This is a genomic window from Streptomyces sp. NPDC029296, from assembly GCF_055569255.1.
Map to the genome: position 1 here is coordinate 107,133 of NZ_JBVHXT010000028.1, position 22,276 is coordinate 129,408.

At 71.6% G+C, this 22,276-nt stretch carries 24 protein-coding genes and 2 pseudogenes; 24 read left to right on the forward strand and 2 right to left on the reverse strand.

The features are described from left to right. Nucleotides 1–112: 112 nt before the first annotated feature. The 17 genes from ACZ4W9_RS24295 to ACZ4W9_RS24375 all read left to right on the forward strand — a co-directional run bounded on the left by ACZ4W9_RS24295 (nt 113) and on the right by ACZ4W9_RS24375 (nt 13,287). Nucleotides 113–709, forward strand: coding sequence for a hypothetical protein (locus ACZ4W9_RS24295; RefSeq protein ID WP_467939171.1), 597 nt, complete (start codon nt 113–115; stop codon nt 707–709). A 310-nt stretch (nt 710–1,019) separates the two neighbouring features. Continuing rightward, nucleotides 1,020–1,439: a 30S ribosomal protein S16 gene (gene rpsP / locus ACZ4W9_RS24300; protein WP_023546467.1), complete on the forward strand. Its 420-nt coding sequence runs from the start codon at nt 1,020–1,022 to the stop codon at nt 1,437–1,439. A 5-nt stretch (nt 1,440–1,444) separates the two neighbouring features. Then, nucleotides 1,445–1,684, forward strand: coding sequence for an RNA-binding protein (locus ACZ4W9_RS24305; RefSeq protein WP_030612780.1), 240 nt, complete (start codon nt 1,445–1,447; stop codon nt 1,682–1,684). A gap of 82 nt (nt 1,685–1,766) precedes the next feature. Beyond that, nucleotides 1,767–2,312: a ribosome maturation factor RimM gene (rimM, locus tag ACZ4W9_RS24310; protein WP_467939174.1), complete on the forward strand. Its 546-nt coding sequence runs from the start codon at nt 1,767–1,769 to the stop codon at nt 2,310–2,312. Continuing rightward, complete coding sequence (gene trmD, locus ACZ4W9_RS24315) at nt 2,309–3,142, forward strand: tRNA (guanosine(37)-N1)-methyltransferase TrmD (RefSeq protein WP_467939176.1); 834 nt, start codon at nt 2,309–2,311, stop codon at nt 3,140–3,142. Before rimM ends, trmD begins: the two co-directional genes overlap by 4 nt. A 137-nt stretch (nt 3,143–3,279) precedes the next feature. After that, complete coding sequence (rplS, locus tag ACZ4W9_RS24320; protein ID WP_467939178.1) at nt 3,280–3,630, forward strand: 50S ribosomal protein L19; 351 nt, start codon at nt 3,280–3,282, stop codon at nt 3,628–3,630. Nucleotides 3,631–3,675: 45 nt separating this feature from the next. Next, nucleotides 3,676–4,380: a signal peptidase I gene (gene lepB, locus ACZ4W9_RS24325; protein WP_467939180.1), complete on the forward strand. Its 705-nt coding sequence runs from the start codon at nt 3,676–3,678 to the stop codon at nt 4,378–4,380. Next, nucleotides 4,373–5,464: a signal peptidase I gene (gene lepB / locus ACZ4W9_RS24330; protein ID WP_467939182.1), complete on the forward strand. Its 1,092-nt coding sequence runs from the start codon at nt 4,373–4,375 to the stop codon at nt 5,462–5,464. Before lepB (ACZ4W9_RS24325) ends, lepB (ACZ4W9_RS24330) begins: the two co-directional genes overlap by 8 nt. Then, nucleotides 5,352–6,380 carry a signal peptidase I gene (gene lepB, locus ACZ4W9_RS24335; protein ID WP_467939184.1) on the forward strand — a complete coding sequence of 343 codons (1,029 nt, stop codon included), beginning with the start codon at nt 5,352–5,354 and terminating at the stop codon, nt 6,378–6,380. The genes lepB (ACZ4W9_RS24330) and lepB (ACZ4W9_RS24335) overlap by 113 nt, the downstream gene beginning before the upstream one ends. Before the next feature lie 120 nt (nt 6,381–6,500). Beyond that, nucleotides 6,501–7,286, forward strand: coding sequence for a signal peptidase I (lepB, locus tag ACZ4W9_RS24340; RefSeq protein WP_467939186.1), 786 nt, complete (start codon nt 6,501–6,503; stop codon nt 7,284–7,286). A 55-nt stretch (nt 7,287–7,341) separates the two neighbouring features. Next, nucleotides 7,342–7,860: an NUDIX hydrolase gene (locus ACZ4W9_RS24345; RefSeq protein ID WP_467939188.1), complete on the forward strand. Its 519-nt coding sequence runs from the start codon at nt 7,342–7,344 to the stop codon at nt 7,858–7,860. A 56-nt stretch (nt 7,861–7,916) separates the two neighbouring features. After that, entirely contained in the window at nt 7,917–8,225 is a 309-nt protein-coding gene (locus ACZ4W9_RS24350) for a DUF2469 domain-containing protein (RefSeq protein ID WP_014675276.1), read from the forward strand. A 127-nt stretch (nt 8,226–8,352) separates the two neighbouring features. Beyond that, on the forward strand, nt 8,353–8,715 hold the full coding sequence (locus tag ACZ4W9_RS24355; RefSeq protein ID WP_467939190.1) for a YraN family protein: 363 nt from the start codon (nt 8,353–8,355) through the stop codon (nt 8,713–8,715). Then, nucleotides 8,716–10,341 (forward strand): YifB family Mg chelatase-like AAA ATPase, encoded by a 1,626-nt coding sequence (locus ACZ4W9_RS24360; protein WP_467939192.1) that lies wholly within the window; start codon nt 8,716–8,718, stop codon nt 10,339–10,341. Then, complete coding sequence (gene dprA / locus ACZ4W9_RS24365) at nt 10,338–11,498, forward strand: DNA-processing protein DprA (RefSeq protein WP_467939194.1); 1,161 nt, start codon at nt 10,338–10,340, stop codon at nt 11,496–11,498. Before ACZ4W9_RS24360 ends, dprA begins: the two co-directional genes overlap by 4 nt. Nucleotides 11,499–11,823: 325 nt before the next feature. Continuing rightward, on the forward strand, nt 11,824–12,666 hold the full coding sequence (gene whiG / locus ACZ4W9_RS24370) for an RNA polymerase sigma factor WhiG (protein ID WP_467939196.1): 843 nt from the start codon (nt 11,824–11,826) through the stop codon (nt 12,664–12,666). Nucleotides 12,667–12,729: 63 nt separating this feature from the next. After that, a complete protein-coding gene (locus tag ACZ4W9_RS24375) occupies nt 12,730–13,287 on the forward strand; it encodes a TetR/AcrR family transcriptional regulator (RefSeq protein ID WP_467939216.1) in 558 nt (185 codons plus the stop codon). Here the strand turns inward: ACZ4W9_RS24375 and ACZ4W9_RS24380 are convergent. After that, complete coding sequence (locus tag ACZ4W9_RS24380; RefSeq protein ID WP_467939198.1) at nt 13,241–13,852, reverse strand: murein hydrolase activator EnvC family protein; 612 nt, start codon at nt 13,850–13,852, stop codon at nt 13,241–13,243. The two genes, ACZ4W9_RS24375 and ACZ4W9_RS24380, sit on opposite strands and share 47 nt — an antisense overlap. Nucleotides 13,853–14,126: 274 nt before the next feature. On the opposite strand from ACZ4W9_RS24380, the gene rpsB reads away from it, so the two are divergent. The 6 genes from rpsB to ACZ4W9_RS24410 all read left to right on the forward strand — a co-directional run bounded on the left by rpsB (nt 14,127) and on the right by ACZ4W9_RS24410 (nt 20,601). Continuing rightward, nucleotides 14,127–15,032: a 30S ribosomal protein S2 gene (gene rpsB / locus ACZ4W9_RS24385; protein ID WP_467939200.1), complete on the forward strand. Its 906-nt coding sequence runs from the start codon at nt 14,127–14,129 to the stop codon at nt 15,030–15,032. Between the two features lie 165 nt (nt 15,033–15,197). Further along, complete coding sequence (gene tsf, locus ACZ4W9_RS24390) at nt 15,198–16,034, forward strand: translation elongation factor Ts (RefSeq protein ID WP_467939202.1); 837 nt, start codon at nt 15,198–15,200, stop codon at nt 16,032–16,034. Nucleotides 16,035–16,250: 216 nt separating this feature from the next. After that, entirely contained in the window at nt 16,251–17,009 is a 759-nt protein-coding gene (gene pyrH, locus ACZ4W9_RS24395) for a UMP kinase (RefSeq protein WP_467939204.1), read from the forward strand. A 174-nt stretch (nt 17,010–17,183) separates the two neighbouring features. Then, a complete protein-coding gene (gene frr, locus ACZ4W9_RS24400) occupies nt 17,184–17,741 on the forward strand; it encodes a ribosome recycling factor (RefSeq protein ID WP_467939206.1) in 558 nt (185 codons plus the stop codon). Continuing rightward, nucleotides 17,741–18,874, forward strand: a complete 1,134-nt coding sequence (locus tag ACZ4W9_RS24405; RefSeq protein ID WP_467939208.1) for a phosphatidate cytidylyltransferase — start codon at nt 17,741–17,743, stop codon at nt 18,872–18,874. The genes frr and ACZ4W9_RS24405 overlap by 1 nt, the downstream gene beginning before the upstream one ends. A 539-nt stretch (nt 18,875–19,413) precedes the next feature. Next, nucleotides 19,414–20,601, forward strand: a complete 1,188-nt coding sequence (locus ACZ4W9_RS24410) for a cytochrome P450 (RefSeq protein WP_467939210.1) — start codon at nt 19,414–19,416, stop codon at nt 20,599–20,601. A 129-nt stretch (nt 20,602–20,730) separates the two neighbouring features. Here the strand turns inward: ACZ4W9_RS24410 and ACZ4W9_RS24415 are convergent. Beyond that, a pseudogene (locus ACZ4W9_RS24415) lies at nt 20,731–21,624 on the reverse strand (tyrosine-type recombinase/integrase); the annotation flags it as partial. Here ACZ4W9_RS24415 and ACZ4W9_RS24420 point away from each other — a divergent pair. Beyond that, a pseudogene (locus ACZ4W9_RS24420) lies at nt 21,624–22,128 on the forward strand (GntR family transcriptional regulator); the annotation flags it as partial. The pseudogenes ACZ4W9_RS24415 and ACZ4W9_RS24420 sit on opposite strands and share 1 nt — an antisense overlap. Between the last annotated feature and the right edge of the window lie 148 nt (nt 22,129–22,276).

The window sequence follows — 22,276 nt, forward strand, 5'->3', positions numbered from 1 at the left end:
TCAGCGCACCCGCCCTCGTCAGGACGCATCAGCGGCAACTGACGGGTACGTGCAAATTATTTGGGATGCCCCGGAATAGGAACACAGAGGTACCCCCGCTCGTTGTCATTACGTGAGCACGACACAGACACCACCTGTTCTCGCCGCAGAGCTGGCGCAGGCGTGGGCCGACATTCAGCGGCACCACCCCGAGCTGCCGGACCTAGCCGCACCAGAGTCCCTGATCGGAGAGTCGTCGTCCGCGTGCGGTCACGAACTCTCCTTCGAACGACTGCTCCATGAGGCAGTCCACGGCATCGCCGCCGCCCGGGGTGTCCGCGACACCTCCCGGGCCGGCCGCTACCACAACCGCCGTTTCCTCGCGATCGCCGAGGAGCTGGGCCTGGACCACCCCGAGGAGCCGCATCCGAGCAGCGGTTTCTCCCTGGTCACGCTCAACGCCGAGGCGAAGCGGCGCTACCGCCCGACGATGGAGCGGCTCCAGCGTGCGCTGAAGGCGCACATGGCCGCCACCTCGGCCGACACCGCCCGCACCTTCCGCGGCCCGGCCGCCCGGCACGGCTCCTCCGGCGGCGGCGTCCGGGTCAAGGCGGTGTGCGACTGCGGGCGCAACGTCCGGGTCGTCCCGTCGGTCCTGGCCCAGGCCCCCATCGTCTGCGGCGGCTGCGGCAAGCCGTTCCGGATCCCGGAGGTCATGGGGGCGGCGTAGGCGCGGCACGCGCGTACCGGCATCTCGTGGCTGCCGGGCAGCGGGCGGCGACCTCACACCACCACCGGGCAGCGCACCCGACGTGCCTCACCTCCACGCCGGGTGCCGCCGGCCCGTGCCCAGTGCCGCGGCTCACCCACCCTCGGCCGGAAGCGGTCCGCGGGGTGTGGCAGAATGGCTGGCTGTACTCGACAGTCGCATAGGACCCCTCTCTCCTCCGGCTGACGCGTCCATCGGGCACTCGGGTACCGCAACCCCACGCGGCGTCCTGCCGTGCCCAACCACGTCAATTCCAGGAGAACCCACTCCCGTGGCAGTCAAGATCAAGCTGAAGCGTCTGGGCAAGATCCGTTCGCCTCACTACCGCATCGTCGTCGCCGACTCCCGTACCCGCCGTGATGGCCGGGCCATCGAGGAGATCGGCAAGTACCACCCGACCTACAACCCGTCGGTCATCGAGGTGGACGCCGATCGTGTGGCGTACTGGCTCGGTGTCGGCGCGCAGCCGACCGAGCCCGTGCTCGCCATCCTGAAGAAGACCGGCGACTGGCAGAAGTTCAAGGGCGAGCCGGCCCCCGCGCCGCTGCTCGTCGCCGAGCCGAAGCCGGCCCGTCCGTCGTTCGAGGCTCTCGGCGGTGACGACGAGGGCAAGGGTGAGGCGATCACCCAGAAGAAGAAGGCTGAGAAGAAGGACGAGGCCGCGGCTGAGTCCGAGTCGACCGAGGCCTGAGCAGCATGCTCGAAGAGGCGCTTGAGCACCTCGTGAAGGGCATCGTCGACAACCCTGACGATGTGCAGGTCGCCTCGCGCAACCTGCGTCGCGGGCGCGTCCTCGAGGTCCGGGTCCACCCGGACGACCTCGGCAAGGTGATCGGCCGCAACGGCCGCACCGCGCGCGCCCTGCGCACCGTCGTGGGCGCCATCGGCGGTCGCGGCGTCCGCGTCGACCTGGTCGACGTGGACGACGTCCGCTGACGCTTCATCGCAACCGGCTCGGGCCGGGGAGGGCCACTGGGCCGTCCCCGGCCCGCAGTCGTATGACAGGAGATTTGGACAGGTGCAGCTGGTAGTCGCACGGATCGGCCGTGCCCATGGCATCAAGGGCGAGGTCACCGTCGAGGTACGAACCGACGAGCCGGAGCTCAGGCTCGCCCCCGGCGCCGTACTCGCCACGGACCCCGCTTCCGCGGGACCGCTGACCATCGCCACGGGGCGGGTGCACAGCGGCCGCCTCCTGCTGCGCTTCGAGGGCGTCACGGACCGCAACGCGGCCGAGGCCCTGCGCAACACCCTGCTGATCGCCGAGGTGGACCCGGAGGAACTCCCGGAGGACGAGGACGAGTACTACGACCACCAGCTGATCGACCTCGACGTGGTCACCGAGGACGGCACGGAGGTCGGCCGGATCACCGAGATCTCCCACCTGCCCTCGCAGGACCTGTTCATCGTGGAGCGCCCGGACGGCAGCGAGGTGCTGATCCCCTTCGTGGAGGAGATCGTCACCGAGATCGACCTGGCGGAGCAGCGGGCGGTCATCACGCCGCCGCCGGGTCTCATCGACGACCGCGCCGAGATCGCCTCCTCCCGGGACGAGGACGCATGAGGCTCGACGTCGTCACGATCTTCCCCGAGTACCTGGAACCGCTGAACGTCTCCCTCGTCGGCAAGGCACGCGCGCGGGGGCAGCTGAACGTGCACGTGCACGACCTGCGGGACTGGACGTACGACCGGCACAACACCGTGGACGACACGCCGTACGGCGGCGGCCCCGGCATGGTCATGAAGACCGACCCCTGGGGCGAGGCCCTCGACACGGTCCTCGCCGACGGCTACGAGTCCGGCGCCGGGGCCCCCGCGCTGATCGTGCCCACGCCCAGCGGCCGTTCCTTCACCCAGGAACTGGCCGTCGAGCTGTCCGAACGCCCCTGGCTGATCTTCACACCGGCCCGCTACGAGGGCATCGACCGGCGCGTGATGGACGAGTACGCCACCCGCGTGCCGGTCTACGAGGTCTCCATCGGCGACTACGTCCTGGCCGGCGGCGAGGCGGCCGTCCTGGTCGTCACGGAGGCCGTCGCCCGGCTGCTGCCCGGCGTCCTCGGCAACGCCGAGTCCCACCGCGACGACTCCTTCGCCCCGGGCGCGATGGCCGGCCTCCTCGAAGGCCCCGTCTACACCAAGCCGCCCGTCTGGCGCGGCCGGGACATCCCCGAGGTGCTGCTCAGCGGCCACCACGGGAAGATCGCCCGCTGGCGCCGCGACGAGGCCCTGCGGCGTACGACCGCCAACCGGCCCGACCTGATCGAGCGCTGCGACCCCGGGGCCTTCGACAAGAAGGACCGCGAGATGCTCTCCATCCTGGGCTGGGCACCGGACCCGGACGGGGAGCCGTACGGCCGATTTTGGCGCCGCGCCGAGGGCGTGGAAGAATAGGCCGCTGTTGTGCGTCCGTCGGGCGAGCGCCCCTGCCACAGGGGGACACGACGCCCGCCCCGATACGCACGGCAGTCCTCCTGGAACCCCCTAGTTTCCGTTGATGACCTGTGGCATCAGCGAGGAAAGCAGACACAATGTCTCACCTGCTCGACACCGTCGACTCCGCGTCGCTGCGCAGCGACATCCCGGCCTTCCGCCCGGGTGACACCGTCAACGTCCACGTCCGCGTCATCGAGGGCAACCGCTCCCGTGTGCAGCAGTTCAAGGGCGTCGTGATCCGCCGCCAGGGCTCCGGTGTCCGCGAGACCTTCACGGTCCGCAAGGTCTCGTTCTCCGTCGGCGTCGAGCGCACCTTCCCGGTGCACACCCCGATCGTCGAGAAGATCGAGCTGGTCACCCGTGGTGACGTGCGCCGCGCCAAGCTGTACTACCTCCGTGAGCTGCGCGGCAAGGCCGCGAAGATCAAGGAGAAGCGCGAGCGCTGAGTGCTCCGACGGGGTCACAGCGGGGCCGGATAGCATCTGGCTCCGATGGACACCGAAGCACAGCCGACGACGCGACGCGACCGCTCCTCCCACCCCGGTCCTCCGGGGGCGGAGGGCCGGTCGCGTTTCGCGTTGGCGGCCCGGCTCGCCGACCGGCTCCCGGGCGGCCGCCTCACCCTCACCGTCCTCGTCGGCCTGGCGTTCCTGCTGCTCCTCAACGCCTTCGTGGTGCAGCCCTTCGAGATCCCGAGCGGATCCATGGAGCGGGGGCTGAGGATCGGGGACCGCGTCCTCGTGAACAAGCTGGCCTACCGTTTCGGTGCCCGGCCGAGCCGCGGTGACGTCATCGTGTTCGACGGCACCGGGTACTTCGGGGACGCCGACTACGTCAAGCGGGTCGTCGGGGTGGGGGGAGACCACGTGGTCTGCTGCGACAAGCGGGGGAGGATCGAGGTGAACGGCCGCTCGGTCGACGAGACCGCGTTCCTCTATCCGGGGGACAGCGCCTCCGGCGTGCCCTTCGACGTCGTCGTCCCCCCGGGCCGGCTGTTCGTCCTCGGCGACCACCGCGGCGACTCCAGCGACTCCCGGGACCACCTCGGCTCGCCCGGCGGCGGCATGATCCCCGTGGGCGACGTCATCGGCCGGGCCGACTGGATCCTGTGGCCGTACCGCCACTGGACGCACCTGACCCGGCCGTCCGCCTACGCGGACGTGCCCGCCGCCCCGGCGGAGGGCGGCCATGGGTAACCGCGGCAAACCCCGCGGGGTGCCCGCCGGCCCCGCCGGCAACCCGCTGCCCACTGGGGCCCGCCGCGCCTCCGCGCCCGGCGGCGGCCGCACGCGCGCGGAGCGCCGCAGGCTCCAGCGCAAGGTCAAGCGCAAGCGCCGGCGCTCGGCCGTCCGGGAGGTCCCCCTCCTGGTCGGCGTCGCCGTCCTCATCGCGCTCGTCCTGAAGACCTTCCTCGTCCAGGCGTTCGTGATCCCGTCCGGGTCCATGGAGCAGACGATCCGGATCGGCGACCGGGTGCTGGTCGACAAGCTCACCCCCTGGTTCGGCGCCGAGCCCGGGCGCGGGGACGTCGTCGTCTTCCACGACCCGGGCGGCTGGCTCCAGGGCGAGCAGACCGCCAAGAAGGACGACCCGGTGGTCCTCAAGCAGCTCAAGGAAGGGCTCAGCTTCATCGGGCTGCTGCCCTCCGACAACGAGAAAGACCTGATCAAACGGGTCATCGGGGTCGGCGGCGACCACGTCGTGTGCTGCGACGCGCAAGGCCGCGTCACCGTCAACGGCGTCCCCCTCACCGAGGGCGACTACCTCTATCCGGGGGACCAGCCGTCCGCCATGCCCTTCGACGTCACCGTCCCCGAGGGCCGGCTGTGGGTCATGGGCGACCACCGGGGCAACTCCGCGGACTCCCGCTCCCACCAGGACACGCCCTACGGCGGCACGGTCTCCGTGGACTCGGTCGTCGGCCGGGCCATGGTCATCGGCTGGCCGGTCGGCCATTGGACGCGCCTGACGGAACCTAAAACCTTCGCAAGCGTCACCGACTCGGCGTCCGGGAAGGCCGCTGTCTCCCGGCCGTCGCATAGGGTTGCCCCCGAGAACCGGAACGGAATGAGACAGCTCCCGACCCCTGCGGAACTCCCGCTCGTTATGGGAGTGGTGGGCCTGCGCAGTGTGTGGGGCAGGCAGCGGCACAGAGTGAGGAGTTGGCGTGGGGGATGTGGCGGTTGGCGCACGGTCGGGGCACGACGGCGAGGAGAACCGCGGGCACCCCGGGGCCTCGGACGTTCCCGTACCGGACGGCGCCGTGAACTCCGGGAATGACCGGGCGGACGGCGACGCGGGTTCGCCGGAGGGCGAGCGGGAGCCGCACGCCGGGACCACGGCCGCGGCCGTGGGAGCGCGGCAGCCGAAGAAGCCGCGGTCCTTCTGGAAGGAACTGCCGATCCTGATCGGCATCGCGCTGGTCCTGGCGCTGCTGATCAAGACGTTCCTGGTGCAGGCGTTCTCGATCCCGTCCGACTCGATGCAGAACACCCTCCAGCAGGGTGACCGTGTCCTGGTGGACAAGCTCACCCCGTGGTTCGGCTCCGAGCCCGAGCGCGGCGAGGTCGTCGTCTTCCACGACCCGGACACCTGGCTGGCGGGCGAGCCGACGCCGACCCCGAATCCGGTGCAGAAGGTCCTCAGCTGGATCGGCCTGATGCCCTCGGCGGAGGAGAAGGACCTGATCAAGCGGGTGATCGGGGTCGGCGGCGACACGGTCGAGTGCAAGAACAGCGGCCCGCTGAAGGTCAACGGCAAGCCGCTGGACGAGCCGTATGTCTACCCGGGCAACACGCCGTGCAGCGTGGACGACCAGGGCGGCCAGTTCACGGTGAAGGTGCCCAAGGGCTACCTCTGGGTGATGGGCGACCACCGCCAGAACTCCCGTGACTCCCGCTACAACCAGTCCGACAAGAACCACGGCATGGTCCCCGTCGACGAGGTCGTCGGCCGCGCCATCGTCAAGGCATGGCCCATCAACCGCTGGGGCACCCTGCCGGTCCCGGACACCTTCGACCAGCCCGGCCTGGACGAGAAGTCCTCGGCCGCCGCGTCCCTGACGGTCGCCCCGCAGGGCATGGCCGTCGCCGCGGTGCTGCCGGTGGCGCTGTGGCGCCGCCGGCGCCACCTGCGCGGGACGGCCGGCCCGGAGCGCCCGGCGGCGACCGGACCCGGCGCCCCCGCCGACCTGTGACCTCCGGGACCCGTGACCTCCGGCTCCCGGTTCGCCCGGTGACCTCCGGCCGGCCCCGGTGGTCCCGGTCCTGAGGGAGGGGCTGCCCCCGGTCGGTACCGCCGGGTAGGGTGCGGGCTCATGGGTGGCGAGAGCACGACGCGTACGGCCCCGGCGGGCGGCGGCACCGGCACGGTTCGGGCCGGCGGCGGCCGGCTCGGGCAGCGGCTGTCCGGACTGGCGGTGGCGCTGGGGCTGGTGCTGTTCCTCGGCGGGTTCGCGTGGGCGGCGGCGGTCTACCGGCCGTACACCGTGCCCACCGGCTCCATGTCGCCCACCATCGCCCCCGGCGACCGGGTGCTGGCCCAGCGGGTCGACGGCGCCGAGGTGCGGCGCGGGGACGTGGTCGTCTTCGAGGACAAGAGCTGGGTCGCCGACTCCAAGGTGGTCAAGCGCGTGGTCGCCGTGGGCGGGGACACGGTCTCCTGCTGCACCGACGGCAAGCTGACCGTCAACGGCAAGCCCATCGAGGAGTCGTACCTGCCCGCGGGCAGCCTGGCCGAACTCAAGGGCTTCGGCACGGTCACCGTCCCCGAGGGCCGGCTCTTCCTCCTCGGCGACGAACGCCGCAGCTCCCTGGACTCCACCGCGCACCTCACCGACGCGGCGCGGGGCACCGTCGCCCGCGACGCCGTCTCGGCCCGCGTGGATGCCGTCGTCTGGCCCTGGAAGGGCATGCTCGAGCGCCCCACCGGCTTCGAGACGCTGGGCGCCCTCTCCACGCCGGGCCCGCTGCGCACGGTGGAGGTGCTGATCGTGGCCGGCGCGGTCCTCGTCCTCGGCGGCGGCGCCTACGGCCCGGTCGCGACCCGCCTGAGCCGCTCCCGCCCGGCCACGGCCCACCCGGGGACGACCGGTGCCCGCTGAGACGACACGGCCGACGGGGGAGCCGGACGAGGGCGCGGGGCCCTACGAAGGTGCGGTGCCGCACGTGGACGAGGTGCCGTACGAGGGCGAGGGCGGCTTGCGGAAGGTGGCCCGGGTGGTGCTCCTCGACCCCCAAGGCCGCATCCTCCTCCTGCACGGCCACGAGCCCGACGACCCGGACGACGACTGGTGGTTCACGCCCGGCGGCGGTCTGGAGGGCGCCGAGACCCGCGAGGAGGCCGCGCTGCGGGAACTCGCGGAGGAGACCGGCATCACCGACGTCGAACTGGGCCCCGTGCTGTGGCGACGGCGGTGTTCGTTCCCGTTCGCGGGCCGCCGCTGGGACCAGGACGAGTGGTACTACCTGGCCCGGACCAGCCAGACGGCCACCGCGGCGACGGCGCTGACGGAGCTGGAGCGGCGCAGCGTCGTCGGAGCGCGCTGGTGGACGTGCCGGGAACTGACCCGGGCACATGAGACGGTGTATCCGACCAGACTCGCCGAGCTGCTGCGCACGCTGCTCGACGAAGGTCCCCCGGCCCGGCCCCTGACCCTCGACACGGAAATCGTCTGAGGGCCCTTCGGACTGGCGCACAATGGGGGGATCGCACGGCTGAAGGGGAACATGCCATGAGCGCCGAGGACCTCGAAAAGTACGAGACCGAGATGGAGCTGAAGCTCTACCGGGAGTACCGAGATGTCGTCGGTCTGTTCAAATACGTGATCGAGACCGAGCGGCGTTTCTATCTCACCAACGACTACGAGATGCAGGTGCACTCGGTCCAGGGTGAGGTTTTCTTCGAGGTGACCATGGCCGACGCGTGGGTGTGGGACATGTACCGGCCGGCTCGCTTCGTCAAGCAGGTCCGCGTCCTCACGTTCAAGGACGTGAACATCGAGGAGCTGAACAAGAGCGACCTGGAGCTGCCGGGCGGCTGATGACCTGCGGCTTCGATGAGACGTCACTCGTTCGGGTGGCGAGGTTTTCCACAACCGATGAGTAGTCCCCCAAGATCAACAGCGGGGGCCGGGATGCGTGACGGTTGGCGCCGAAGGAGGTGCCGACATGAACGCACGAGAAGCGATCGGCAAATACGGCGAGGACCTGGCGGCCCGGCGACTCGCCGAGGCCGGCATGACGATCCTGGAGCGCAACTGGCGCAGCGGACGGTCCGGCGAGATCGACATCGTGGCCCGGGACGGGGACGCGCTCGTCGTCTGCGAGGTGAAGACCCGCAGGGGCGGTGCGTACGAGCACCCGATGGCCGCGGTGACCCCCGAGAAGGCGGCCCGGCTGCGGGCCCTCGCCGAATGCTGGATCCAGGCCCACGGCGGGGCCCCGCCGGGCGGCGTCCGCATCGACCTCGTCGGCGTCCTCCTGCCCCGCCGGGGCGGGCCGTCGGTCGAGCACGCGCGGGGGGTGGCCTGAATGGCGTTCGCCCGCACCTGCTCCGTCGCCCTGGTCGGCGTCGAGGGCGTGGTCGTCGAGGTCCAGGCCGACCTGGAACCCGGAGTGGCGGCCTTCACGCTGGTCGGCCTCCCGGACAAAAGCCTCACGGAAAGCCGCGACCGGGTCCGGGCGGCGGTGGTGAACTCCGGTGCCGAGTGGCCCCAGAAGAAGCTCACCGTCGGGCTCAGCCCGGCCTCGGTCCCCAAGGCCGGCTCGGGCTTCGATCTGGCCGTCGCCTGCGCGGTGCTCGGTGCCGCAGAGCGGATCGATCCCCGTGTCCTCGCGGACATCGTCATGATCGGAGAGCTGGGACTGGACGGCCGCGTGCGGCCGGTGCGGGGCATCCTGCCGGCCGTCCTCGCGGCGGCCGACGCCGGATACGAACAGGTGGTCGTGCCCGAGTGCGCCGCCGCCGAGGCCTCATTGGTCCCCGGGGTGTCCGTGCTCGGGGTCCGCAGCCTGCGGCAGCTCATCGCGGTGCTGGCCGAGGAGCCCGTACCCGAAGAGGCCCCGGACGAAGCGGGCCGGCCCGATCCCCTGCTGGCCGGGCTGCGGGTGCCCGGCATGGGCGCGGCGACCGGCATGCACAGCGTCGGCGCCGCCCAGCACGACCAGGACCACGACCTGGCGGACGTGGTGGGGCAGACCGCCGCCCGTACGGCCGTGGAGGTGGCCGCCGCGGGCGGGCACCACCTGTTCCTGGAGGGGCCGCCCGGCGCGGGCAAGACCATGCTCGCCGAACGCCTGCCCGCCGTCCTGCCCCGGCTCACCCGGAAGGAGTCGCTGGAGGTCACGGCGGTGCACTCGGTCGCCGGGTTGCTGCCCCCGGGCAAGCCGCTCATCGACGTCGCTCCCTACTGCGCGCCCCACCACTCGGCCACGATGCAGTCACTCGTGGGTGGCGGCCCCGGCTTCGCCAGGCCCGGAGCGGTGTCCCTGGCCCACCGCGGTGTGCTCTTTCTGGACGAGGCCCCCGAGTTCCACAGCCAGACCCTGGACTCCCTGCGCCAGCCGCTGGAGGCGGGGCACGTCGTGATCGCGCGCAGCGCCGGCGTGGTGCGCTTCCCGGCCAGGTTCCTGATGGTCCTCGCGGCCAACCCCTGCCCCTGCGGCCGCTTCTCGCTCCGTGACTCGCTGTGCGAGTGCCCGCCGTCGGCGATCCGCCGCTACCAGTCCCGGCTGTCCGGCCCGCTGCTGGACCGGGTCGACCTGCGGGTGGAGGTCGATCCGGTCACCCGGGCCCAGCTGACCGCGCCCGGCGCCCGCGGCGAGTCCACGGCGACCGTGGCCGCGCGGGTGCGGCAGGCCCGGGAGCGGGCGGCGGCCCGCCTCACCGGCACCCCGTGGCGCACCAACAGCGAAGTGCCCGGCCGTGAACTGCGCGGCCGGTACCACGCCGCCGCCGGGGCGATGGACGAGGCCGAACGGAGCCTGGAACGCGGCGTGCTCACCGCCCGCGGCATCGACCGGGTGCTGCGCGTCGCCTGGACGGTCGCCGACCTCGTCGGGCACGGCCGGCCGGACGCGACCGACGTCGCCCTGGCCCTGCACCTGCGCACCGGCGTCCCCCGAGGGGTGCCGATGGCCATCGGGGCGCTCACATGACCGGCGCGCGGGATACCGGCGACGAACTGCTCGGGCGGGTCTTTCTCGGGCGGGTGATCGAGCCGGGGGACGAGGTCGGGGGGCGATGGGTGCGGGAGTTCGGGGTGGGGGAGGTGGTGCGGCGGCTGCGGTGCGGGGACAAGGCGCTGCCGGGGGTGACCGCCAACCGGTGGGCGGGGCTCGTCGCGCGGGCCGGGCGGGCCGAGCCGGAGCGGGATCTCGCGCTCGCCCGGGCCGCCGGGGCGCGCTTCGTGTGCCCGGGAGACGGCGAGTGGCCCCGCCAGCTCGACGACCTCGGGGACGGCCGGCCCCTCGGTCTGTGGGTGCGCGGCCGGCCCAGCCTGCGCATGTGGGCCCTGCGGTCCGTGGCCGTGGTGGGCGCCCGCGCCTGCACCGAGTACGGCACCCACGCGGCGGCCACCCTCGCCGCCGGACTCGCCGAACACGGCTGGGTGGTGGTGTCCGGCGGCGCCTACGGCATCGACGGCGCCGCCCACCGAGGCGCCCTCGCCGCCCGCGGTGCCACCGTCGCGGTCCTGGCGTGTGGCGTCGACCAGCCCTACCCCCGGGGCCACGCCGCCCTGCTCACCCGGATCGCCCACCAGGGACTGGTCGTCGGCGAACTGCCGCCCGGCGACCATCCGACGCCCAGCCGGTTCATCCTCCGCAACCGCGTCATCGCGGCCCTCACCCGAGGCACCGTCGTCGTGGAGGCCGCCCGCCGCAGCGGCTCGCTGGCCACCGCGCGGGCCGCGCAGCGCCTTCGCCGGTTCACCATGGGCGTGCCCGGCCCCGTCACCAGCGCCCTCTCCGCGGGCGTGCACGACCTGCTGCGCGACGAGGCCACCCTGGTCACCGACGCCACCGAGATCATCGAACTCGTCGGGGCCATGGGCGATCTCGCCCCCGCCCGGCGCGGCCCGGTGCTCCCGCGCGACCTGCTGGAACCGCACAGCCGCGGCGTGCTCGCCGCCCTGCCCGGCAACCGCGCGGCCCCCGTCGAGGAGATCGCGCTCGGGGCGCGCACCACCCCGGAGGACGCGATCGCGAGGCTGTACGAACTCCGAGCACTTGGCTATGTCGAACGACACGGCGATGGCTGGAAGTTGACACGCCAGGCGGTCACCTCGGTCCAGGACGGTGACCGACTGTGCTGACCGACGTGTTCGGCCGTCCGGGGGAACCCCCGAAACCCTTGGGGTTTCCCGGAGTTGGCGCTCCCGGCCGGTCACGGAGAGCAAACCGTGGCGCGCGGTCACCCTTCCGGTACGCGCCCCGCGCAGGGGTGGAGCCGTCTCGTTCCCACACCGCGACTCCACAGTCACGCTACGCTCACGAAGGAGCGACGCAGAACCCTTCAACTCGGCATGAGATCGACATATCACCTAGTCAGTCTCTTCTTTGTACTCAGCCCACTTTCCCCTGATTGCTTTCATTTCGAACTTTTACAGTAATTCACGGCAGAACGGCACAAGGCGACGAATGCCCCAGCACACCTCCGGGTCCGACCGGGCGGCGATCCCCCCAGCCGCCCGCGACGGTGGCAGCGCCCGGCCGCCCGCACCCTCGACGCTCGACGAGCTGTGGCGGTCGTACAAGGCGACGGGGGACGAGCGGCTGCGGGAGCAGCTGATCCTGCACTACTCGCCGCTGGTCAAGTACGTGGCGGGCCGGGTCAGTGTCGGGCTGCCGCCCAATGTGGAGCAGGCCGACTTCGTGTCCTCGGGGGTGTTCGGGCTGATCGACGCGATCGAGAAGTTCGACATCGAACGGGAGATCAAGTTCGAGACGTACGCGATCACCCGGATCCGCGGCGCCATGATCGACGAGCTGCGGGCGCTGGACTGGATCCCCCGCTCGGTCCGGCAGAAGGCGCGCAACGTCGAGCGCGCCTACGCCACCCTGGAGGCGCGGCTGCGGCGGACACCCTCGGAAGGGGAGGTCGCCACCGAACTGGGCATCGAGGTCGACGAGCTGCACGCGGTGTTCAGCCAGCTGTCACTGGCCAACGTGGTCGCCCTGGAGGAGCTGCTGCACGTCGGCGGCGAGGGCGGGGACCGGCTCAGTCTGATGGACACCCTGGAGGACACCGCCGCCGACAATCCGGTGGAGGTGGCCGAGGACCGGGAACTGCGGCGGTTCCTGGCCCGGGCGATCAACACCCTGCCCGAGCGGGAGAAGACCGTCGTCACGCTCTACTACTACGAGGGCCTCACCCTCGCCGAGATCGGCCATGTGCTCGGCGTCACCGAGAGCCGGGTCAGCCAGATCCACACCAAGTCCGTGCTCCAGCTCCGGGCCAAGCTGGCGGGCTTCGGCCGCTGAGCCTCCCTTGCGGCAGGGCCTGTCCGTACAGTGGTCGGCGTGCCAAGGATTCGAGCGGCCTCCGTGGCCGAACACCGGTCGATGCAGCGAGCCGCCCTGCTGGACGCGGCTCGGTCCCTGCTGTCCGAGGGCGGGACGGAGGCACTGACCTTCCCCGCGATGGCGGAGCGCACGGGGCTGGCGCGGTCGTCCGTGTACGAGTACTTCCGGTCGCGGGCCGCGGTGGTCGAGGAGCTGTGCGAGACCGACTTCCCGGTGTGGGCGGCCGAGGTCGCGGCGGCGATGGAGCGGGCCGGCTCGGCCGAGGGCAAGGTCGAGGCGTATGTGCGCCGGCAACTCGCGCTGGTCGGCGACCGGCGGCACCGGGCGGTGGTGGCCATCTCCGCGAGCGAACTGGACGCCGGGGCGCGGGAGAAGATCCGGGCGGCCCACGGGGGGCTGGTCGCGATGATCGTCGAGGCGTTGGGGGAGCTGGGGCACGAGCAGCCCCGGCTGGCGGCGATGCTGGTGCAGGGCGTGGTGGACGCGGCGGTGCGGCGGATCGAGCTGGGCGCCGCCGAGGATCCCGCGGTGGTCACGGACGCGGCCGTGACGATGGCCCTGCGGGGAGTGACGGGCTGACCCCGGGCCCGCCGGGCCGGACGGGCAGCAGTCTCGACGGCCCGGCGCGCAGCAGCCACGGCGGGAGCAGGGACAGCGGGTCCAGATAGGTCCCGCCCCGGAGCAGGCCCCAGTGGACACAGGAGGCCGCCCCGCAGTGGGCGCCCGCCTCCAGCGTCCCCACCGCCTCGCCCGCCGCCACCTCCTCGCCCTGGCGCACCGAAGCCCGTACCGGCTCGTACGTCGTGCGCAGATCCGTTCCCCGCAGTTCCAGCGAGACCACGCCCCTGCCCGCCACCCGGCCCGCGAAGAGCACCCGGCCGGGGGCCACCGCACGGACGGGTGAGCCGGGCGGGGCCGCCAGGTCCACCCCCCGGTGCCCGGGGCCGTAAACCGTCCGCGGTGGCCGCCAGCCGCGCAGGACCGGCGGGCGGGTGCCGACCGGCCAGCCGCGGGCGAGGGCCGGAACCCCGGGGCCGGGAGCCTTGGGCGGGGCCGGGGGCGGGGCGTCCGCCCGGGCCGGGGGGATGAGCAGGGCCGCCGCCAGCACCAGCGGCAGAGTCGTCCAGAACGTCACAGAGCGCATGCCGTCCACCGTCGCGCACCCCGCCGCCGGCGGCCCGGACCTGTGGACTACTCGCCGGTTGTGGACAGCACCGTCACCCGCCGCTCCGTCGGTCCCGTACACTTCTTCTGGCGATCCGGGTCACCGGGTCGACTTCGCACGCCCCGGTACGGCGGCCGGCAACGGTCCCTGCCAAGCGCCCCTCGGTCCTTCGTGGCACGGCGCAGCGCGGGCGTCAGGCGCGACCGCCGTCCGGCGGACGCGGCACAACCGAGAACACCAAGGAGATACGGCCATGGCCGTCGTCACGATGCGGGAGCTGCTGGAGAGCGGCGTCCACTTCGGTCACCAGACCCGTCGCTGGAACCCGAAGATGAAGCGCTTCATCTTCACCGAGCGCAACGGCATCTACATCATCGACCTGCTCCAGTCGCTGTCGTACATCGACCGCGCCTACGAGTTCGTCAAGGAGACCGTGGCCCACGGCGGCACGGTCATGTTCGTCGGCACGAAGAAGCAGGCGCAGGAGGCCATCGCCGAGCAGGCCACCCGCGTCGGCATGCCCTACGTCAACCAGCGCTGGCTGGGCGGCATGCTCACCAACTTCTCGACCGTCTACAAGCGTCTGCAGCGCCTCAAGGAGCTCGAGCAGATCGACTTCGAGGACGTCGCCGCCTCCGGTCTGACCAAGAAGGAGCTGCTGGTCCTCTCCCGCGAGAAGGCCAAGCTGGAGAAGACCCTCGGTGGTATCCGCGAGATGCAGAAGGTGCCCAGCGCCGTCTGGATCGTGGACACCAAGAAGGAGCACATCGCCGTTGGTGAGGCCCGGAAGCTGAACATCCCGGTCGTCGCGATCCTCGACACCAACTGCGACCCCGACGAGGTCGACTACAAGATCCCGGGCAACGACGACGCGATCCGCTCCGTCACCCTGCTCACCCGTGTGATCGCCGACGCCGTCGCCGAGGGCCTCATCGCCCGTTCCGGCGTCGCCACCGGTGACAAGGGCGAGAAGGCCGCGGGCGAGCCGCTCGCCGAGTGGGAGCGCGACCTGCTGGAGGGTGAGAAGAAGGGCGAGGAGGCCCCGGCCGCCGACGCCGCTGCCGCCGAGGCCCCCGCCGCCGAGGCTCCCGCCGACGAGGCGCCGGCCGCCGAGGCTCCCGCCGCCGAGGCCCCGGCCGCCGAGGGCGAGCAGGCCTGACGCCGGTCCGTCAGCGTTCGACAGTGGGGGCGGTAGCGCTTCCGGCGCGTTGAAATCCGCCCCCGCTGTTCACCCGTAGGTCGGCACGGCGTACGCGGCCCGCGACTACATGTGGGCCGCGACCGTGCGGACCTAAAACAGACTTCGAGAAAGACTCACAGACTCATGGCGAACTACACCGCCGCCGACGTCAAGAAGCTCCGTGAGCTCACCGGCGCCGGCATGATGGACTGCAAGAAGGCGCTGGACGAGGCCGAGGGCAACGTCGAGAAGGCTGTCGAAGCGCTGCGCATCAAGGGCCAGAAGGGCGTCGCCAAGCGCGAGGGCCGCTCCGCCGAGAACGGCGCCGTGGTCTCCATCATCGCCGACGACAACTCCTCCGGTGTCCTGGTCGAGCTGAAGTGCGAGACGGACTTCGTCGCCAAGGGCGAGAAGTTCCAGGCCGTGGCCAAGGCCATCGCCGAGCACGCCGCCAAGACGAACCCGGCCGACATCGAGGCCCTGCTGGCCTCCGAGATCGAGGCCGGCAAGACCGTCCAGGCGTACGTGGACGAGGCCAACGCCAACCTCGGCGAGAAGATCGTCCTGGACCGCTTCGCGCAGTTCTCCGGCGGCTACGTCACCGCCTACATGCACCGCACCATGCCCGACCTGCCCCCGCAGATCGGTGTCCTGGTCGAGCTGGACAAGCCCAACGCCGAGGTCGCCAAGGGCGTCGCGCAGCACATCGCCGCCTTCGCGCCGAAGTACCTGGCCAAGGAGGACGTGCCGGCGGACGTCGTCGAGTCCGAGCGCCGTATCGCCGAGGAGACCACCCGCGCCGAGGGCAAGCCCGAGGCCGCGATCGCCAAGATCGTCGAGGGTCGCCTGAACGGCTTCTTCAAGGACGCCACGCTGCTCGGCCAGCCGTACGCGCTGGACAACAAGAAGTCGGTCCAGAAGGTTCTGGACGAGGCCGGTGTCACCCTGAAGCGCTTCTCGCGCATCAAGGTCGGCATCTGAGTCCGTACCGCGATCGACGCGCGACCCCCGGGCGGATCCGCGAGGAAATGCCGATAGGGTCGACCGCAGTCGTCCGTCCCCATCGCCCCACCCCGGCGTGCGGCGGACGGCAGCAGATCTGACGAGGAGGCCATTGCCGCGCATGGGAGCGAAAAGCGACCCCACCGGCAATGGCCTTCTTCGTATGTGCAACACGTGAAAGAGGCGGGATCCCCCATGACCACCAAGGCCCAGAAGAGCGACGACGGCAAAGTACGCGGCCGGTTTCTGCTGAAGCTGTCCGGAGAGGCCTTCTCCGGCGGCGGGGGCCTGGGCGTCGACCCGGACGTGGTGCACAAGATCGCCCGTGAGATCGCGTCCGTCGTGCGCGACGGGGCCCAGATCGCGGTCGTCATCGGCGGCGGCAACTTCTTCCGCGGCGCCGAACTCCAGCAGCGCGGCATGGACCGCGCCCGCTCCGACTACATGGGCATGCTCGGCACCGTGATGAACTGCCTCGCCCTCCAGGACTTCCTGGAGAAGGAGGGCATCCAGTCCCGCGTGCAGACCGCCATCACCATGGGCCAGGTCGCCGAGCCGTACATCCCGCTGCGCGCCGTGCGCCACCTGGAGAAGGGCCGCGTGGTCATCTTCGGCGCCGGTATGGGCATGCCCTACTTCTCCACCGACACCACCGCCGCGCAGCGCGCCCTGGAGATCGACGCCGAGGCGCTGCTCATGGGCAAGAACGGCGTGGACGGGGTCTACGACTCCGACCCCAAGACCAACCCCGACGCCGTCAAGTTCGACGCGCTCGGCTACGGCGAGGTCATCACCCGGGACCTCAAGGTCGCCGACGCCACCGCCATCACGCTGTGCCGTGACAACAAGCTCCCGATCCTCGTCTTCGAGCTTCTCGCGGAGGGCAATATCGCCCGCGCCGTCAAGGGTGAGAAGATCGGCACGCTGGTGGGTGACCAGGGCAGCCGGGACTGACCCCGGATCAACCCGGCCGGTGATGTGCGGCCCCGTGAAGGGGCCGTCCCCGGCCGGGGGATGGACAATGTCCTGCCGGTCGGGAACCGTGCAGGAAGAAGACGCGACGCAGCCGGCCGCCGACCGACGCAGGAACCGGAGCCGGGCCTTACTCAAGACACGCAGGAGCAAGTGGTGATCGAAGAGACCCTCCTCGAGGCCGAGGAGAAGATGGAGAAGGCCGTCGTGGTCGCCAAGGAGGACTTCGCCGCGATCCGCACCGGCCGTGCGCACCCGGCGATGTTCAACAAGATCGTGGCCGACTACTACGGTGCGCTGACGCCGATCAACCAGATGGCCTCGTTCTCCGTGCCGGAGCCGCGCATGGCGGTCGTGACCCCGTTCGACAAGAGCGCGCTGCGCAACATCGAGCAGGCGATCCGCGACTCCGACCTGGGCGTCAACCCCAGCAACGACGGCAACATCATCCGTGTGGTGTTCCCCGAGCTGACCGAGGAGCGCCGCCGCGAGTACATCAAGGTCGCCAAGGGCAAGGCCGAGGACTCGAAGGTCTCGATCCGCTCCGTGCGCCGCAAGGCCAAGGACGCCATCGACAAGGCCATCAAGGACGGCGACATCGGTGAGGACGAGGGCCGCCGTGCGGAGAAGGACCTCGACGACCTGACGGCGAAGTACGTCGCCCAGGTGGACGAGCTCCTGAAGCACAAGGAAACGGAACTGCTCGAAGTCTGATGAGCGACTCTTCCTGGGGGGCACCGCCACCGGCGGGGCAGACCGGTTACTGGGGGTCCACCGCGGGTGGACCTGTCCAGGGGGCTGCCCCGGCGGGTCCCGCGTACGATGCGCCTGAGGCGCAGCACACTCGCCCCATGCCCATCGTGCCCGACGGCCCCGCGTACGGCGGAGACCAGGACGACGACCGGGGGGCCGCTCGGCTGAGCGGGCCCCTGTTCCGTGACGAGACGTCCCAGGCCCGGGAGCTCCCGGCCGAGACCCAGAACCCGGAGCCCATGCCCGACGCCCCGCAGCCGCCGCCGGCGCCGCAGAAGAAGAGCGCGGGCCGCGACCTGAGCGCCGCCATAGGGGTCGGCGTCGGGCTCGGTGTGGTGATCGTCGCCTCCCTGTTCGTCGTCAAGGCCGTGTTCGTCGGCGTGATAGCGGTCGCCGTCGTCGTCGGACTGTGGGAGCTGACCAGCAGGCTCCAGGAGCGCAAGGAGATCAGGGCGCCGCTCGTGCCGCTCGCGGTGGGCGGTGCGGCCATGGTCGTCGCCGGCTATGTGCGCGGCGCCGAGGGCGCGTGGGTGGCCATGGCCCTCACCGCGCTGGCCACCCTGGTCTGGCGCATGACGGAACGGCCGGAGGGCTACCTCAAGGACGTCACGGCCGGAGTCTTCGCCGCGTTCTACGTGCCCTTCCTCGCCACCTTCGTCGCGCTGATGCTCGCCGCCGACGACGGCCCCTGGCGGGTGCTGACCTTCCTGCTGCTGACGGTCGTCAGCGACACCGGGGCGTACGCGGTCGGCTGGCGCTTCGGCAAGCACAAGCTCGCCCCGCGCATCAGCCCCGGCAAGACCCGCGAGGGCCTGCTGGGCGCGGTGCTGTTCGCGATGGTGGCGGGCGCGCTGTGCACGCACTTCCTGATCGAGGGCGGAGCCTGGTGGCAGGGTCTGCTGCTGGGCCTGGCGGTCGCGGCCAGCGCCACCCTGGGCGACCTCGGCGAATCCATGATCAAGCGCGACCTGGGCATCAAGGACATGGGCACCTTGCTCCCCGGCCACGGCGGCATCATGGACCGCCTGGACTCGCTGCTGCCCACGGCTCCGGTCGTGTGGCTGCTGCTGGTGGTGTTCGTCGGCTCCACGTGACCCCCGCGGTCTTCACCGGCTTCGCCGAGCGGTACGGCTTCCCGGCCCTCCTCCTGCGCCACAGCAGGGCGGGGGCCGTCGTCGTGGCGGCGGGCCCGTGTCGTAGCGGGGCGCCGTCGTCGTAGCCGTGCGTCCGTGCCGTGGCACGACCGCGCCGCCGGGTCCGCGCGGTCGTACCCGGATGCCGCAGCAGGAATCGGCGGCCCGGTGCCGCGCGCGGCAGACTCCTCGCAGGGCGGCGGTCGCGTCGCCGCCCGGCGCCGCAGCAGGGAGTGTGCCCGATGCCCCTCGACCCCGCCCCCGCCTCCGCGTCCACCTGCCCGGCCCACGCCTCCGCGTGCCCGGCCTCCGTCTCCGCGTGCCCGGCCTCCGGCTCGGCGTCTCCCGCCCGCGTCTCCGCGTGCCCGGCCTCCCCTTCCGCGTCCGGGCCCGCGCGCCCCCTACCCCCGTCCGGACGCCCCGCCCCCGCCCGCACGCCCGCGCGTCCCGCCTCCCTGTGCCCGGCCGGCGCCCCCGCCTCCCCGGCCTCTCCCCCTCCGGTGCGGTTCTGGCCCGTGGACGACCTGCCCGCGCTCGACCCCGATCCGTTCCTGGACGCGGTGCTGCGCGAGGAGCCGGTCAGCCGGATCCGGTTGCCCTACGGCGCGGGCTGGGCCTGGCTGGTCACCCGGTACGAGGATGTCCGCCTCGTCACCTCCGACCCGCGCTTCTCCCGGGAACGGGTCGCCGGCCGCGACGTGCCCGCCCTGCGCCCGGTGCCGGTCGCCTCGCAGACGGCGGGGCTCCAGTACATCGACCCGCCCCGGCACACCCGGCTGCGCCGGGTCGTCGCCCGGGCGTTCTCCGCGCGGAGCATGCGGCGGCTGCGTCCGCTCGCCGAGCGCCGGGCCGCCGAACTGCTGGACGGGATGGCGTGCGCCGGCGCCCCGGCCGACCTCATGGAGCATCTGCACGCCCCCTTCCCGCTCGCCGTGCTCCGCGACTTCCTCGGCGTGGCCGAGGAGGACCGGCAGGACTGGACCGCGGCCGGGGAGGCCCTGCTGTCGGCCGGCGCCGGGTCCGGGGAGCGCGCCCGGGAGGCCGCGAGGGCGACCCGGGAGCGGATCGCCGGACTGCTCGGGCGCCGCCGCGCGGAACCCCGCGAGGACCTGGCCGGGGTGCTGGCGCGGGCCGCCGCCGAGGGCGAGATCACCGACGACGAGGCGGTCTCCCTCGCGATCGCCGTCCAGGTCAGCGGTGGTCACGCGGTCCGCAACAACAGCGGCTCGATGATGTACGCGCTGCTCACCCACCCCGGCCACCTGGACCGGCTGCGCCGCGAGCCGGACCTGCTGCCCCGGGCCGTGGAGGAACTGTTCCGCTACGTCCCGCACCGCAACGGCGTCGGCATCCCCCGGATCGCCACCGAGGACGTCGAGGTCGGCGGCCGGCTGATCCGCGCCGGTGACGTGGTCTACAACGCCTACCTGGCCGCCAACCGCGATCCCGGGGCGTTCCCCGACCCCGACGCCCTGGATTTCGACCGGGACCCCCTCGCCCACCTGGCCTTCGGCCACGGTCCGCACCACTGCCCGGCCGCCGTCATGGCCCGCATGGAGGCCGAGGTCGTGATCGGCTCCGTCCTGGCCCGCTTCCCCGCCCTGCGGCTGGCCGTCCCTCCCGGGCGGGTCGAGTTCCAGCGCCGGGGCCTGATCCGCGGCCCGAGGACCCTGCCGGTGACCTGGTGAGGCGGCTTTCGGGGTCACCCGGTTGGATCTGCGACACTGGTAACGCCATGCCTAAGCCCGGAGAACTGGCAATAGCCGGACACGATCAAGCCCCCCACCAGGGCTTTTGGCTCCGGTAGGGGGCTCCGCTCAGATCACTGGGCCGTCTGGCTCATCAGGAGCGGGCAACACCTGATCCACGGCCTTCCGGGTGCGCTCCTGACTCGACGGCATCAGATGCGCGTACACCCGCAACGTCAGCCCCGGATCGGAGTGCCCGAGATACTGGCTCACTGCCTTGATGCTCTCACCGGCGTCCAGGAGTACCGAGGCGTAGAAGTGCCGTAGGGCGTGCATGCCGTGTTCCCGAGCCGACTGGTACTTGCCGTTCTCATCGGCTTCCGGGATCAGCCCGGCCGATGCAAGGGCCGGCTTCCACTCCTGGATGTTGAAGTTGCTGCGCCAGACCAGACCGCCGGCGGTGTTCGTGAACAGCAGACGGGCCGTCACCTTCGGTCCGTTCGGCTTCCGCCACGGCAACGTGATCTCCACCGGCTTGAAGCGGTCCATGTGGGCGCGCAGGGCCTCGGTTACGGACGAGGGCAGCGGCACGTCACGCTCCTTGTTGCCCTTCGGCGGAGCGAACACGGCCTTTCCCTTGATGAGCTTGACCTGCCGGATCACGCGGAGGGTGCCGTTCTCGAAGTCCAAGGCGTCTTCCGCCAGCCCCACGATCTCCCCTTGACGGAGGCCGCAGCCAGCGCCCACATCGACCATCGACCGGTACCGCTCGGGGAGCCCGGCACGAACCGCACGGACCTGGACGGGTAGCCACGGCACGACGCGACGAGGCTCGACGGTTGGGGGGCGCACGGAGTTGGCCGAGCAGAGATTGCGCGGCAGAAGCCCGTCATCCACGGCAGCGCTCAGCACGGCGCGTACGTCGCCGTAGATGTTCCGGGCGTACCCGCCACTGACCGCAGGGTCGCTCTCCAGCGCACTTACCAGTGCCCGGATGTGTTCCGGTCGGAACGAGTCCAACGGACCGCGTGGCCTCCGGACGAGCGTATCGCCGCAACGAGCAGACACAGACGGTCAACCTTGTCGAGGCCCCACCCGAGGTGGCGGCGGCCCACGGGATCCCAGAGGGCGCCCCGGTCTACGCCCGTGCGCGGCTGGTCAAGGAAGGCGAGCAGCCAACACACGCTGACCAGCTATTACCGGCCCGAGCACGTGGAGGGCACCCGCCTGGTCGATCCGACACCGGGTCCGGCTGGCCGAGGCGGCGGCTTCCGCGTGCTGTACGACGCGGGATACGAGATCGACCACATGAAGGAACGGCTCTTCGCCCGCACCCCCACACCCGACGAGGTGAAGCTCCTACAACTCCCACCCGGTGAACCCGTGGTCGAACTGCATCGCACGACCTACACGGCAGCAGGAACGGTGGTTGAATTCGCCATCGGGGTGCACGCGGCCTCGCGCTTTGCCTGGGAATACGACTTCAAGGTGCCCGACTCGGCGAACGACAAGGAAGACCAGGAGTGATCACGACACAGGACTGGTCAGCCACTCCCGCACTGCGGGGGAACCTCAGAGTACTAGGGTCCGTCTTCAAAGATCATCGGGTGGTGGATCATGGTGGGGTGATACGTCGCCATGAACTCACTGATCAGGAGTGGGAGTTGCTCGCTCC

Bases quoted from the DNA above. Each gene is read 5' to 3' on its own strand.
- ACZ4W9_RS24305 (WP_030612780.1), top strand. From the start codon at position 1,445: ATGCTCGAAGAGGCGCTTGAGCACCTCGTGAAGGGCATCGTCGACAAC.
- trmD (WP_467939176.1), top strand. From the start codon at position 2,309: ATGAGGCTCGACGTCGTCACGATCTTCCCCGAGTACCTGGAACCGCTG.
- rplS (WP_467939178.1), top strand. From the start codon at position 3,280: ATGTCTCACCTGCTCGACACCGTCGACTCCGCGTCGCTGCGCAGCGAC.
- lepB (WP_467939180.1), top strand. From the start codon at position 3,676: ATGGACACCGAAGCACAGCCGACGACGCGACGCGACCGCTCCTCCCAC.
- lepB (WP_467939182.1), top strand. From the start codon at position 4,373: ATGGGTAACCGCGGCAAACCCCGCGGGGTGCCCGCCGGCCCCGCCGGC.
- lepB (WP_467939186.1), top strand. From the start codon at position 6,501: ATGGGTGGCGAGAGCACGACGCGTACGGCCCCGGCGGGCGGCGGCACC.
- ACZ4W9_RS24350 (WP_014675276.1), top strand. From the start codon at position 7,917: ATGAGCGCCGAGGACCTCGAAAAGTACGAGACCGAGATGGAGCTGAAG.
- ACZ4W9_RS24355 (WP_467939190.1), top strand. From the start codon at position 8,353: ATGAACGCACGAGAAGCGATCGGCAAATACGGCGAGGACCTGGCGGCC.
- ACZ4W9_RS24360 (WP_467939192.1), top strand. From the start codon at position 8,716: ATGGCGTTCGCCCGCACCTGCTCCGTCGCCCTGGTCGGCGTCGAGGGC.
- dprA (WP_467939194.1), top strand. From the start codon at position 10,338: ATGACCGGCGCGCGGGATACCGGCGACGAACTGCTCGGGCGGGTCTTT.
- whiG (WP_467939196.1), top strand. From the start codon at position 11,824: ATGCCCCAGCACACCTCCGGGTCCGACCGGGCGGCGATCCCCCCAGCC.
- ACZ4W9_RS24380 (WP_467939198.1), bottom strand. From the start codon at position 13,852: ATGCGCTCTGTGACGTTCTGGACGACTCTGCCGCTGGTGCTGGCGGCG.
- rpsB (WP_467939200.1), top strand. From the start codon at position 14,127: ATGGCCGTCGTCACGATGCGGGAGCTGCTGGAGAGCGGCGTCCACTTC.
- tsf (WP_467939202.1), top strand. From the start codon at position 15,198: ATGGCGAACTACACCGCCGCCGACGTCAAGAAGCTCCGTGAGCTCACC.
- pyrH (WP_467939204.1), top strand. From the start codon at position 16,251: ATGACCACCAAGGCCCAGAAGAGCGACGACGGCAAAGTACGCGGCCGG.
- ACZ4W9_RS24405 (WP_467939208.1), top strand. From the start codon at position 17,741: ATGAGCGACTCTTCCTGGGGGGCACCGCCACCGGCGGGGCAGACCGGT.